The 12,346-nt window shown below is 69.0% G+C and carries 13 protein-coding genes; 5 read left to right on the top strand and 8 right to left on the bottom strand.

Annotated elements, in window-relative coordinates:
• Positions 1–21: 21 nt before the first annotated feature.
• Positions 22–831 (top strand): hypothetical protein, encoded by an 810-nt coding sequence (locus EV647_RS10550; RefSeq protein WP_134001418.1) that lies wholly within the window; start codon positions 22–24, stop codon positions 829–831.
• On the opposite strand, the gene EV647_RS10545 is transcribed toward EV647_RS10550, so the two are convergent.
• From EV647_RS10545 to EV647_RS10520, 6 genes are all read right to left on the bottom strand, one after another.
• Positions 828–1,007, bottom strand: a complete 180-nt coding sequence (locus EV647_RS10545; protein ID WP_134001416.1) for a hypothetical protein — start codon at positions 1,005–1,007, stop codon at positions 828–830. The genes EV647_RS10550 and EV647_RS10545 overlap by 4 nt on opposite strands.
• Before the next feature lie 96 nt (positions 1,008–1,103).
• Positions 1,104–2,204: a sulfite oxidase gene (locus EV647_RS10540; protein WP_134001414.1), complete on the bottom strand. Its 1,101-nt coding sequence runs from the start codon at positions 2,202–2,204 to the stop codon at positions 1,104–1,106.
• A 43-nt stretch (positions 2,205–2,247) separates the two neighbouring features.
• Entirely contained in the window at positions 2,248–2,856 is a 609-nt protein-coding gene (locus EV647_RS10535; RefSeq protein WP_133789700.1) for a response regulator transcription factor, read from the bottom strand.
• A gap of 10 nt (positions 2,857–2,866) precedes the next feature.
• Positions 2,867–4,000: a sensor histidine kinase gene (locus EV647_RS10530; RefSeq protein WP_134001412.1), complete on the bottom strand. Its 1,134-nt coding sequence runs from the start codon at positions 3,998–4,000 to the stop codon at positions 2,867–2,869.
• A 40-nt stretch (positions 4,001–4,040) separates the two neighbouring features.
• The gene (locus EV647_RS10525; RefSeq protein ID WP_134001410.1) at positions 4,041–4,775 is read right to left on the bottom strand and encodes an ABC transporter permease; all 735 of its coding nucleotides are present in this window, start codon (positions 4,773–4,775) and stop codon (positions 4,041–4,043) included.
• On the bottom strand, positions 4,772–5,695 hold the full coding sequence (locus EV647_RS10520) for an ABC transporter ATP-binding protein (protein WP_134001408.1): 924 nt from the start codon (positions 5,693–5,695) through the stop codon (positions 4,772–4,774). Before EV647_RS10520 ends, EV647_RS10525 begins: the two co-directional genes overlap by 4 nt.
• A 208-nt stretch (positions 5,696–5,903) precedes the next feature.
• On the opposite strand from EV647_RS10520, the gene EV647_RS10515 reads away from it, so the two are divergent.
• Complete coding sequence (locus EV647_RS10515) at positions 5,904–6,557, top strand: DUF1269 domain-containing protein (protein WP_238177132.1); 654 nt, start codon at positions 5,904–5,906, stop codon at positions 6,555–6,557.
• Positions 6,558–6,563: 6 nt separating this feature from the next.
• On the opposite strand, the gene EV647_RS10510 is transcribed toward EV647_RS10515, so the two are convergent.
• On the bottom strand, positions 6,564–7,565 hold the full coding sequence (locus EV647_RS10510) for a hypothetical protein (RefSeq protein WP_166680213.1): 1,002 nt from the start codon (positions 7,563–7,565) through the stop codon (positions 6,564–6,566).
• Between the two features lie 72 nt (positions 7,566–7,637).
• Here EV647_RS10510 and EV647_RS10505 point away from each other — a divergent pair, with 72 nt between their 5' ends.
• The 3 genes from EV647_RS10505 to EV647_RS10495 all read left to right on the top strand — a co-directional run bounded on the left by EV647_RS10505 (position 7,638) and on the right by EV647_RS10495 (position 11,483).
• Entirely contained in the window at positions 7,638–8,549 is a 912-nt protein-coding gene (locus EV647_RS10505; RefSeq protein WP_238177131.1) for an aminoglycoside phosphotransferase family protein, read from the top strand.
• A 107-nt stretch (positions 8,550–8,656) separates the two neighbouring features.
• Positions 8,657–9,451: a DUF222 domain-containing protein gene (locus tag EV647_RS10500; RefSeq protein WP_134001404.1), complete on the top strand. Its 795-nt coding sequence runs from the start codon at positions 8,657–8,659 to the stop codon at positions 9,449–9,451.
• The gene (locus EV647_RS10495; RefSeq protein ID WP_370342810.1) at positions 9,411–11,483 is read left to right on the top strand and encodes a DUF222 domain-containing protein; all 2,073 of its coding nucleotides are present in this window, start codon (positions 9,411–9,413) and stop codon (positions 11,481–11,483) included. Before EV647_RS10500 ends, EV647_RS10495 begins: the two co-directional genes overlap by 41 nt.
• A 247-nt stretch (positions 11,484–11,730) precedes the next feature.
• Here the strand turns inward: EV647_RS10495 and EV647_RS41935 are convergent, their stop codons facing one another.
• Positions 11,731–11,937 (bottom strand): hypothetical protein, encoded by a 207-nt coding sequence (locus EV647_RS41935; RefSeq protein WP_166680272.1) that lies wholly within the window; start codon positions 11,935–11,937, stop codon positions 11,731–11,733.
• Positions 11,938–12,346 lie beyond the last annotated feature (409 nt).

Raw genomic sequence — 12,346 nt, 5'->3', positions numbered from 1 at the left:
TCCATCGCACATGATGTTCCGGTGACCGACCCCGACGACGACGACCTCCACGGCCGGCAGCTGCTCCTGTTGCTGCTGTTCTTCGGCACGGTCGGCGGCGGGTTGTACCTCCTCGGCTGGCTGACCCGCCCGAGTTTCTTCTACAACAACCCGCTCGTGTGCGCCGCGATCGCGGGCGGGGCCTGCTACCCCGCCCGCTTCCTCGTCGAACAGTTCGCCTGGTGGAACCGCCTCGAGCAGCCGAGCAAACGCACCCAGCGCCGCCGCGAACGTGCCCGCGAACGCGACCTTGCCGAGGCACGCGAGGCGGCCCAGGCGCGGCTTGTCGAAGGCGAGAGTGAGAGCCCGGCGGACGGCGGCAGGCATCGGCGAGCGGGCCGCGGTCGGCCCGACTGGCTCGGCCGGTTCAGCTGGCTCGGCCGGCTAGGCGGTGGTGTCCGGCCGATCGTGGGCGGTGTGCTGGTGCTGGGCTGTTTCGCGATCGCCCCGCTCGGGATCGCGGATGCCCGCCACGAGCAGCAGGTCGCGCGCTCGGCTCCGGTGCGGTCGGCCGTAGTGCTGTCGGTCCACGTCGACAAGTGGTCGAAGAACCACGACGTCACGATCACCGTGACCCATCCCGGCGACGGGTCGACGGTGGAGATCGACGGCGCCGACCAGCTCGAGCCGCTCCCCGCAGTAGGCGATCGGCTCGATGTGCAGATCGACCCGGACGACCCGTCGAACGTACTCGCCGCCGACGCCGACTGGACGGTGCACTGGTACGTCTACGCGCTCTTCGTGCTCGGCGCGCTCGCCGGGGCCGCGGTGGTTGCCCTGTTCTTTTTCTAGGACGCTTGCTGGAGCTCCGCGAGGTGGGTGCAGGCGGCTTCGATAGCGGCCGGCTGGGTGGGGTACGAGCCCCACCAGACCGGGTTGTCCGGTTGTGGATCGAGCTCGTCGTCGACATCGGCGTACCACTCGCCGGCCGTTCGGAAGACCCGCGCGTGCAGCTGGTTGGCGTTCACCGCATCACTCCTGGAAGTGAGAACCGTGTACGTCTCCAGAATGTGACTGCGGTACGCCGGAACACGCGAACGACACGCGGGTTTCAGGTGACCGGATCAGGTGACGAGGACCGTGATGCGCTGGGCGGTGTTGTTGCTGAAGCCGCCGCGGTTCCACGGTGCTTCGATGGGTTGTTCGCGGCCGCTGGCGTCGTAGGCGCGGACGGTGAGGACGTGCTCGCCGGGTGTCGCCTCCCAGTCGTAGGCGAAACCGCGCCAGGCCAGCTCGTCTTCGTTGCCAGGGGCACCCAACGTGGCCTCGTGCCAGTTCACGCCGGCGTCGGTGCTGACCTCGACCCGCTCGATCGGCGCCCAGCCGGACCAGGCCCGGCCGAACAACGGAACGGGGCCGGCGGCAACGAAGCGGTGGCGACTCATGAAGTCCGGGAAACCGGGTGGGATCAGCAGCGCCCGCGGCTCGATCCGGGTGACCGCGACACCTTGGTCGTCGGCGTCCGTGCGGATCCGGTACGCGACCGCGTTCTGGAACCCGTCGAACGTGTGGTCGATGACCTCGATCGACCGCAGCCACTTCACGCTCGCCATCCCGTACCAACCGGGTACGACGAGACGCAACGGATACCCGTGCTGCGGCGGCAGCGGCGCACCGTTCATCTCCCACGCGACGAGCGCGCCGGAGTCGATCGCCTCCTCCACCGACAGCCCACGCTGGTAGTCCTGCTCGACGCCGCGCTCCACACCGTGGTCGGCGCCGGTGAAGACCACATCCACGGCGTCGGAGCGCAGCCCGGCCAGCCGGAGCAGATCGGACAACAGCACGCCCGTCCACTCCGCCGTACCGACCGCCTCCGACAACCACGGCTGACTGATCGGCCGCGGCTGCAGCGTCGCCCGGCCGTTGCCGGCGCACTCCAACGTGACGCGGACCGTACGGCGTCCCATCGCGCGCAACTCGGTCAGCCCGAACGCCAACGGTTGCTCGACGCACCCGTCCACGCTCAGCAGCCAGTCGCCCGCGTTCGTTGCCGGGATGTCGTAATGCACCAGCACGTAGTGCAGTCCCGGCGGAGTCACGTCGTACCGCAGCCCCTCCAGCGGCATCCCGTGGTTCCGCGCCGCCAGTTGCAGCTCGTCGGGCGTGATCCCCTCACCCGTGTCCGCCAACCGACCCCGCACACTGAAATCCTCGATCGACATCACAGATCCCTCCCCTGGGGTCAACCCTAGAGGTAGAGACCGGCTACAACCAGCCGTTGTCGAGGGCGATGCGGGCGGCTTCGGCTCGGGTGCGGGCGCCGGTCTTGCCGATGGCGGCGGAGAGGTGGTTGCGTACGGTGCCTTCGGACAGGTGCAGTTCCTTGGCGATGTCGGCGACGGTGCCTCCCTCCCGGGCGGCCCGCAGTACGTCGGACTCGCGGCCCGTCAGCGGGCTGGTCCCGGCCACCAGGGTCTCGGCGGCGAGCGACGGGTCGACCACGCGGAGCCCCTGATGCACCCGCCGTACGGCGTCCGCCAGCTGAGTCGCGGGCGTGTCCTTGACGACGAACCCGGCCGCGCCGGCCTCCATCGCGCGCCGCAGGTACCCGGGCCGGCCGAACGTGGTCACCATCAGCACCCGCACCCCTGGTACGGCGGTCCGCAGCGCGGCGGCCGCCTCGATGCCGTCCAGCCCGGGCATCTCCACGTCGAGGAGCGCGACGTCCGGACGGGCGTTCTTCGCGGCCTCGATCACCTCGTCACCGCGGCCGACCTCGGACACGACCTCCAGGTCGGGCTCGAGGTCGAGCAGGGCGGCGAGGGCACCGCGCACCAGCGCCTGGTCGTCGGCGATCAGCAGTCGGATGGTCACAACCCCATCCTCACAGGCCGACCTTCACGGCCAGCCGGAACCCGCCGCCGGGCGCCTCGCCGACCTGCACATACGCATCGGCCTGGTCCGCCCGTTCCCGGAGCCCGATCAGCCCGTGGCCTGACGTGCGTCCGCCCGGCGTCGGCCCCTTGCCGTCGTCGAGTACTTCGATCTGTGCCGCCGTGATCCGGATCGTGCAGCGCTTCGCGCCGGAGTGCCGTACGACGTTCGTGACGCCTTCCCGCACCACCCAGGCGAACAGTTCGCGGTTCTCCTCCGGTACTTCGTCGACCGTGGTCGGCAGGTCCGCCTTGATCTCCGCGGCCTGCAGCGCGGCCCGCGCGGAGACGAGCTCACCGGCGAGGCTCAGCTCGCGGTACCCGGCGACAGCGGCCCGTACGTCGGCCAGCGCGGCCCGCGCCAGGCTCTCGACGTCCGCGACCTCGGCGGCCGCCCGCTCCGGGTTCGCCTCGATCAGCTTGCCGGCCAGCTCCGCCTTCACTGTGATGACGGTGAGCGAGTGGCCGAGGATGTCGTGCAGGTCGCGGGCGAACCGGTTCCGCTCCTCCTGCACGGCGAGCTCGGCCATGTCCTTGCGCGCCGCGGTCAGCTCGATACTGCGCTGGATCGCCCGCCGCATGCCGAACACGGCCAAGGCGCCGAGGAAGATCGCGAAGCCGAAGCTGCCGTTGTCGGTCCAGCCCGGCACCACCCGCATCGCCAGTTCGACGCCGCCGAGCAGCAGCGCGACGACGCCGATCGCGATCCGCAGGTCGAGCGCCATCATCGCGACCGCGGAGATGTACACCAGGCAGGTCAGTGCCTGCTGACCCGCCGAGGGCAGCAGCAGGAGGCTCAGCGCGAGCATCCCGCCGAGGTACGCCAGGCGCTGCCAGGTCGGCATGCCCTGGGGGCCGATGCCGACCCAGCGGATCCACCCGAAGAACCCGAGGTACGACAGTCCGAAGAGAGCGAGCGTGACCAGCCCGAGGACCCGGGTCGTCCCCTCCCGGCGGATGATCTCCTCGAACGGCTGGTTCAGGTAGAACAGCCAGACCCCGGCGGCCAGCCAGCCCCACCGCCCAGGTCCTGGGCGGCCTCCGCGCTCGGCGAGCGCGTCCATCAGGGTCGGCGAAGTCTTCACGGTGGTCACGCTATCGCCCGGTTGCTCAGTCACGGGTGGTTCAGGCGCGGGCGGTGTCCGCGCGGTACCGGCGGAGTCCGATGAGCCCGAGGACGACGGTCCAGCCGATCACCACCAGCAGCGCGTGGGTGTCCACGCCGCTCGCCGTCAGCGCACTCCGCGAGGTCTGGCCGGTCCAGTACGCCGGCGTGACTTGGGCGATGTGCTTCATGATCGACGGCATCTGGTCGACCGGCAGCCACAGGCCGCCGAAGGCCGCGATCAGCATCGTGCTCAGGCCGGTGATCGGCTGCACGCTGTCCGGCTTCGCGATGTACCCGATGACCAGGCCGATCGCCGCGAACGGCAGCGCGCCGAGCCACGACACCAGCGCGACCGTCAGCCACTGGGTGGCGCTCAGGTGCACGTGCCCGAACACCATGCCGGTGACGAACACGACCAGCAGCGGCGGGACCGCCAGTAGCAGGCTCAGGATGACCTTGTTCACGACGTACGCCTGCGGCTTCAGCGGGGTCAGCCGCAGCGTCCGGTTCCAGCCGCCGTCGCGTTCGGCCGCGATCACGCCGCCGCTGCTCATCGCCGCGGACATCGAGCCGAACATCGCCATGCTGACCATCACGTACGCGATCGCGGAGATCCCGGCCTCGTTGGCGTCCTGCGGGATCGTCAGGCCGAAGATCAGGAACAGCACCAGCGGCATCAGGATCGAGAAGATCAGCACCCGCCGGTTCCGCAGGGTGCGGCGGATGTCGAAGATCAGGTAGTCGCGGTTCATGCCAGGGTCTCCTGTGCCTTGTTCTGGTCGGCCTTGTTCTGGTCGGTGATCGCGAGGACCGCGTCCTCGAGGTCGGCCGAGGTGACCTCGATGTCGTGGGCCTTGGTGTTGCCCAGCAGATGCCGAAGCGTGCTGTCGGAGTCGGCGCACTGCAGCAGGACCACATCGCCGCGCGTCTCGACGTTCCGTACGCCGGGCAGCGAGGCGAGCGCGGCCAGATCGGCGCCGGGGATCGTGGCGCGGATGGTCCGGCCGGAGACGCTCGCCTTGATCTGCGCGGCGGTGCCGTCGGCAACGACCTTGCCGTTGCGCATCAGCACCACGCGGTCGGCGTACGAATCCGCCTCTTCGAGATAGTGGGTCGCGAACAGCACCGTGCGGCCGCGGGCGGTCTCGGCGTGCATCGACGCCCAGAAGTCGCGACGGGACTCGACGTCCATACCGGTCGTCGGCTCGTCCAGCACGATCAGGTCGGGCTGCGGGATGATCGCCATCGCGAACCGCACCCGCTGCTTCTGGCCGCCGGACAGACCCTTCATGGTCCGCTTGGTGAGGTCGGCGATCCCGGCCCGCTCGAGTGCCTCCTCGACCGGCATCGGGTCGTTGTGCAGTCCGGCCACCAGGTTCAGGAGTTCGCCGACCTTGGCGTCCTCGATGATCCCGCCGCTCTGCAGCATCACGCCGACCTGCCCCTGGGCGATCGCGTCGGTCGGCGTACCGCCGTACACCTGCACCGTGCCCTGGTCCGGCTTCACCAGGCCGAGCAGCATCTCGATCGTGGTCGACTTACCGGCGCCGTTCGGCCCCAGCAACGCCACCACCTCACCGGCCCGGATGGTCAGATCCACCCCGGCGACGGCCTGCACGTCCGCATACTTCTTGGTCACACCCCGCAGGCTGACCGCAGTCGTTGTCGTCATACCTAGAGCCTGCTGGAGCGGGCCGTCGCACCCCTGGATCGCTCGTCACGACCCACCCATGACATCCGTCAGCCGGGTGCGGGTGAGACCTGGCACCGGATGGCTTGCGGTGGTGGACTCGTGATCTGGGGAGAAAGTCGGCAACTGACGGGTGAGAGGGAGCGTCCAGTGAAGTGTTGAGGCAGGGATTGCGATCGGGGTGGGTGAAGTGGGTACTGGAGCGCGCGGTGCGGCGGGAATCGTGCACAGCAGGGTCGGTGTGCGGCGGACGCGTGGTGGACTGGCGGCGGGGGTTCGGGTGCGGATCGGCGTACCCCAGCAGGCACGCGCTACGCGGGAGTCGGCGGATGGGCGCGAGGAGAGCGGTGCGATGGCGACGTTGACGGTGTGGAAGTTCGAGACCTGGGACGGGGCCAACCAGGCGATCGGCACGTTGGAGAGTCTGGCGAAGCAGAAGCTGATCCGGATCCATGACGCGGCCTCGGTGTCGTGGCAGCCGGAGAAGCGGCGGCCGCGGACCCGGCAGGTGCGGAACATGACAGGTCCGGGAGCGGTCGGTGGGATGTTCTGGGGGATGCTGTTCGGAACGATCTTCCTGATGCCCTGGGCGGGAGCTGCGATCGGCGCGGCGGCCGGAGCGGTGGCGGGCTCCCTGATCGACGTCGGGATCGACGACGACTTCATCAAGGAGGTACGCGCCCAGGTCACGCCGGGGACGTCGGCGCTGTTCCTGCTGTCCAGCGACGAGGTGGCGGACAAGGTCCGCGAAACCTTCCGGAGGACCGGCCTCCGGGCCAAGCTCATCCACACCGACCTGACCGACGACCAGGAAGCCGCCATCCACGAGCTGTTCGGGAACTGACGGGAGTCACCGTTTCGCGAAGGCCAGGGCGTGCAGCCAGTCCTCTTCGAGGAGATCGTGGGTGCCGGGGCGGACGTGGTAGCCGATGCCGTCCGTGCCGAACGCCGGCCGGGCGGCGACGACGGCCAGGTACTCGCCGATCGGGTCGGCCCAGGCGTCGTCCTCGGCGCTGGCGACGTACACGCGGCGCGGGGCGATGCTCGCGAGCAGCTGGTGCTGGTCCACGGGCAGGCTGCTCTCGTTACCGGCGTACGTCGAGAACGACGAGACGAACCAGTGCGGGAACTTCGTGGTGATCGCGGCGATGTCCTCGCCACCGGGATGCCGGAACAACGACGCGCCGCAGCAACCGGACCCGTTGGCGACCGTGACCGCGAACCGCTCGTCCTGCGCACCCGCCCACAGCGCGGCCTTGCCCAGCCGGGAGTGCCCGAGCACGACCGGCTCCGCGGGATCCACGCCTTCGATTCCGTCCGCGATATCGAGGAGGCGGGACAGTCCCCACGCCCAGGCGGCGACCGCTCCCCATGGCTCGGTTGTCTCGGTTGTCTCGTCGGTTGTCTCGGTCGTTTGGGTTGGGAACAGCGCGCGTACGCCGGGTGCGGGCGGTGCCGGGTCGTCGGGCTCGATCTGTTGGTAGTCGACCGCTAGTACGGCGTACCCGGCCTTCATCACCTTCGCGGAGGGCACCTCGTCGCTCTTGAAGTTGAGGGCGACGACGACCGGTACGGGGTGTTCGGCGCTCGCTCCGGCCGGGAGGTGGGTGACGGTGTCGAGCTCGAGGTCGCCCAGTGGGCAGGCGATCACCGCGTGGTGACGCAAGCGGTCGGCTGCCCCGTCGAGGACGCCGTTCTCCCGCGAACGCAGTACCAGCTCGGTCAGTCGCCCACCTTCCGGCGTACGGCCGTAGATCGTACGGGCGAACTCGTCGACGACCTCAGGTCCGATGGCCGGCAGCGGGGGAACCTCGGCGCGCTGCCACGCCTCGGGGAGCGGGGGACTCGTCATGGAATCATTCTCGCGCACGCGCGCCGCTCGAAATCGGTTGACCGTGCGTCGTCCGGGTGTGAGGGTCGCGCCGTGACGGGTGTTCCGAAGCTGCATGACGACGAGGTGGAAATCGACTCCGCGGTGGTAGAGCGACTGCTGGCGGAGCAGTTCCCGCGCTGGGCAGGGCTGCCGGTGCGGGTGGTCGAGCGTTCGGGCACCGACAACGTGACCTTCCGCGTGGGCGACGATCTGTCGGTTCGCTTGCCGCGGACGTCGCGGAACCAGGGGCAGGTCGAGATGGATCTGACCTGGATGCCACGCCTGGCGCCGTACGTCTCGCTGCCGATTCCGGAACCACTCGAACTCGGTCAGCCGTCAGAGGTCTATCCCTTCACCTGGGGCGTCTACCGTTGGTTGCCCGGGGCACCATTCACGCCGGAGTCCATCGACAGCACACAGGCCGCCCATGATCTGGCCCGTTTCGTCCGGACTCTGCGAGAAGTCGACACGACCGGCGCGCCGGTTCCGGACGACGATCCGTTCAGTCGCGGTACGCCGCTGGCGCCGCGGGACGAAATGTTCCGCGAGGCGCTGGACGAGCTGCGTGAGCACTTCGACACCGAGCGCGTGTTGGCAGCGTGGGAGGAGTCCCTGGCGGCCGACACCTGGGACGGTACGCCGAGGTGGATCCACGGCGATCTGATGTCGGGCAATTTGCTAGTTGCTGACGGCAAGCTGTCGGCAGTGATCGACTTCGCCACGGCGCGCGCCGCCGACCCTGCAGGTGACGTACTGCCCGCGTGGTGGATCTTCGAAGGCGAGTCCAGAAAGGCCTACCGTGAAGCGCTCGAGGTCGACAATGCCACCTGGCTCCGCGCCCGCGGCTGGGCGCTCTCCCTAGTGATCATCGCAATCCCTTACTACATGGGCCGTTTCCCTGACACTCTCCCCAACGGCCAGGCCTCGGTCGCCGACATCCTCACCGACTTCACTGCACACTAGCTGCCTTCCGCGCAAGGGCCGGTGGAGATCTGTGGATAACAGAATCCCTTGAAAATAAAGGGTTCTGGCTTTGAAAACTGTCGGTGGCGGTGTCTAGGCTTTGCTACATGGACAAACCGGCCGAGTTGATGAGCGATGCGGAGCTGGCGCGTGCTCTCGACCGGGCCGATGCCGAGCTGGCGCTGCTTGAGACGCGGCGGTTGCGGCTGGTCGCGGCGATGGACTCCTCGGGGTATGCCGAACGGGTCGGTGCCCGTGACATGGTGCAGTACCTGGAGTTCCGCTACCGCCTCGACCACTCCCGCGCGTATCGCGACGTCCGCCTGGCCCGCGCGCTCCCCAAGTACCCATCCGTCACCGCCGCCCTCCCCGATGTGGCCGATGTGGCAGACGACCGGGACGGGGAGATTCCTGAGGTGGTGTTGCGGCCGGCGCAAGCCGAGGCAATCGTCACCGCGCTGGAGAAGGTGCCGACGACGGTGCCGGTGGCCGATCTGGAGTTCGCCGAACAGGAACTGGTCCGCCTGGCCCGGCACCTGTGTCCGACCGACCTGCGCAAGGCCGCCGAACAATCCCGCGACATCCTCGACACCGACGGCCCCGAACCCGAAGAACACAAGGCCGCCGCCCGCGAAACCTTGACCTTGACGACCGCTGACCGCGGCGTGAAGTTCAAGGGCTATCTTGCCAACGAGAACGCCGAACTGTTCCGCACCCTGATCGTCACCGGCGCCCGCCCCCACAAAACCGTCGACGGCGAGCGAGACCCCCCGCTCCCGCGAAAAACGCCAAGCCGACGCTCTCACCACCACCTTGACCCTCGCCGCCACCGCCCTGGACGCCGGCACCCCTTCACCGACGATGCCCCGCCCCACCGCACCAGCAAACTCCCGAGCAGCTGACTCCCCGGCGACCGATTCCACCGCGACCGATTCCACCGAGGCTGGTTCCGGGTCCGCTGGCTCCAGAGACACTTGTTCAACAGAGACAGGCGCCATGGCGCAAGCCTCAACGGCGGAGACGACGGTCGACGCGCCGAGTGGCGCGGACGTTCGCGCGGATGATGGCTCGGACGCTGTTGCAGGAGACGGCCAACAGCCTGGTGTCGCTGCCGGTGTCGCTGCTGGTGTCGTAGCAGGTCCGAGCGGTGGTGCGAGTGCTGGTGCGGTGGCTGGTGTGGGTGGTGACGTGGTGGACACAGTGCCTGGGTTCGGGGCGAAGGCGAACCTCACCGTCACCATCGACTTCCAGGACCTCAAGGCAGCCACCGCGGACGCGATCGGGCACACCGTCTACAGCAACGGACTGTCCGCCGCCACCATCCGCCGCCTCGCCTGCGACGCCAACGTCATCCCGATCGTACTCGGCTCCAACTCCGAACCCCTCGACGTCGGCCGCCGAGAACGCCTCGTCACCCGCGCGATGCGCCGCGCCCTCGACACCCGCGACCGCGGCTGCGTCATCTGCGCAGCCCCGCCGGTCATGTGCGACGCACATCATCTGATCTCCTGGATCGACGGCGGCCACACCAAGCTCGACAACCTCGCCCTGGTCTGCCGCCGCGACCACACCGACCTCCACCACGGCCACTGGACCATCACCATCACCAACGGCCAAGTCCACGTCACCAGACCCACCTGGGCCGACCCGCCAACCACACCCCCACACCAACCACCGGCCGACACACCCCGAACACCCAAGCCACCGGGCGAAAACCCCACGCCCCCGCGCCCACCGGACGACCCCTTCCGGGCAAACGAGTCGCCGGGTGATCACCTCACGCCTGCGGGCCTCCCGGACGACCCCTTCCGGGCAAACGAGTCGCGGGGTGATCACCCCACGCCTGCGGGCCTCCCGGACGACCCCTTCCGGGCAAACGAGTCGCGGGGTGATCACCCCACGCCTGCGGGCCTCCCGGACGACCCCTTCCGGGCAAACGAGTCGCCGGGTGATCACCCCACGCCTGCGGGTCCATCGGACGATGCCTCCTGGACACACGAACCGCCGGATGACGCACCCTGGGCACCCGTGCGGCCGGGTGAGTACCCGACGTCTGGAGGTCCATCGGACGACGCCTCCTGGACACACGAACCACCGGATGACGCACCCTGGGCACCCGTGCGGCCGGGTGAGTACCCGACGTCTGGAGGTCCATCGGACGACGCCTCCTGGACACACGAACCACCGGATGACGCACCCTGGGCATCCGGCCCGCCGGGTGAGTACCCCACGCCCTCAGGGCCATCGGACGACGCCTCCCGGGCGCACGAACCAACGGGTGAATACCCCATGCCCTCGCGTCTACCAGAGGCCGCCTCCCGGGTATACGAGCCGTCGGGTGAGCGACCCACGTCCTCGGCCTTTCCGGAGGCCGCCTCCCGGGTCCTCGAACCGCCGGGGGAGCGCTCCACGCCCGACAATTCACCGCCTGGCGCGTCGCGTGTGAATCGCCTGTTGCCTGAAGACTCACCAGCCGAACATTCATGGGCTAACCATGCGCGTGCTGATCATCTAGCGCCCGAGGGCACGCGCGCTGATCGCTCACGGGGCGACCAGTCACCGACCGGCAACCTACAGCCGAACGATTCGTCGGCGGATTCGTCGCCGGGCGGGGACTCGGTGGCCGATCGCCTGTTGCCCGAGACTTCGCGAGTCGATCACTCAGCGCCCGGCGAGTCGCGGGGCAGTCACTCGCGGGCCGGAGGGGCACGGGTCTGCGACTCGGCCAGTGGCTCACGCGACGCGACGTACCTGGCGATCTGGGGCGACGACCCTCCGGTCGAACGTAGGGCGGAGTCGGCGCGTCGCGCCTCGGACAGCACGCCGTTCGACCCATGGGGCGATACCGCCGAAGTCAGGCCGTTCGACCCATGGGGCGATACCGCCGAAGTCAGGCCGTTCGACCCATGGGGCGATACCGCCGAAGCCAGCTGAGCCACGGCAGCCGCCCCGATGCGCCTAACGGTGGTCAAAGAACGTTGCTGAAAGCAAACACCAGCCCACCCGGCGCTGAACGAACAGGATGCGTGGCTGGCTGCGGCTAGCGCTGGCTGTCAAGCGGTACATGCGGCGCAGACCCGGCTGCGCCGGACAGCGCGCTCCTGTGACGCCCTGTGGGTTGTCACGAGCTGGCCACATCCGCGGGCGGATGATGCGGCTGACTGCCGCCAGCGATAACCGGTCACCCGATCTCGCCAAGCAGAACGGCAAGCAGAACGGCAAGCACAGCGGCAAGTAGGGCGGCAAGTAGGGCGGCAAGTAGGGCGGCAAGTAGGGCGGCAAGTAGGGCGGCAAGTAGGGCGGCAAGTAAAACGCCGACACAGGTCAGCAGGGCCGCCGGAGCCGGTCCGGGGTGCTGGTCGTCGTTGAGGTCGAGTTGGCCGATCATCGGTACGACGGGTTCACCGTCGCGCTAGTTGCCGAGGTGCGGCTGCCAGCCAGCCCAATATGTCCCGGGTGGTTGCCGGCGTCGCGGCCCAGGGTGGTGACTCCGGCCATCGGCTGTCACCGTCGCGGCCGGTCCGGTGGTCACATGTGCCGACCTTCGCGAGCCCGCCGTGTGCGGCAGTGGGTGTGGTGGGCGGCTGTGTCGGCGAACCCGCTGTCCGGTGTGGTCGGTCGTGTCGGCGGATCCGCTGTCTGGTGTGGGTGGTGGGTTGTAGTGCTCTTCGCGACGCTCTTCGTGTGTGGCGGTGGGTGCGGTGGTCGGTTGTGTCGGGGGACGCGCTGTCTGGTGTGGTGGGTTGTGGTGATGTTCGCGAGCTCGGCGCGTTGGCGGTGGATGTGGTGGTCGGTTG

This window comes from Kribbella sp. VKM Ac-2566, from assembly GCF_004366005.1.
Taxonomy (GTDB): Bacteria; Actinomycetota; Actinomycetes; order Propionibacteriales; family Kribbellaceae; genus Kribbella; species Kribbella pratensis.
The sequence above is the reverse complement of the archived record's forward strand: the minus strand, read 5'-3'. Positions and strand labels throughout refer to the sequence as shown.

Excerpts from the sequence above, each read along its gene's own strand:
- EV647_RS10540 (WP_134001414.1), bottom strand. The coding sequence starts at position 2,204 with ATGTCGATCGAGGATTTCAGTGTGCGGGGTCGGTTGGCGGACACGGGT.
- EV647_RS10525 (WP_134001410.1), bottom strand. The coding sequence starts at position 4,775 with ATGAACCGCGACTACCTGATCTTCGACATCCGCCGCACCCTGCGGAAC.
- EV647_RS10520 (WP_134001408.1), bottom strand. The coding sequence starts at position 5,695 with ATGACGACAACGACTGCGGTCAGCCTGCGGGGTGTGACCAAGAAGTAT.
- EV647_RS10510 (WP_166680213.1), bottom strand. The coding sequence starts at position 7,565 with ATGACGAGTCCCCCGCTCCCCGAGGCGTGGCAGCGCGCCGAGGTTCCC.
- EV647_RS10500 (WP_134001404.1), top strand. The coding sequence starts at position 8,657 with ATGGACAAACCGGCCGAGTTGATGAGCGATGCGGAGCTGGCGCGTGCT.
- EV647_RS10495 (WP_370342810.1), top strand. The coding sequence starts at position 9,411 with ATGCCCCGCCCCACCGCACCAGCAAACTCCCGAGCAGCTGACTCCCCG.
- EV647_RS41935 (WP_166680272.1), bottom strand. The coding sequence starts at position 11,937 with ATGATCGGCCAACTCGACCTCAACGACGACCAGCACCCCGGACCGGCT.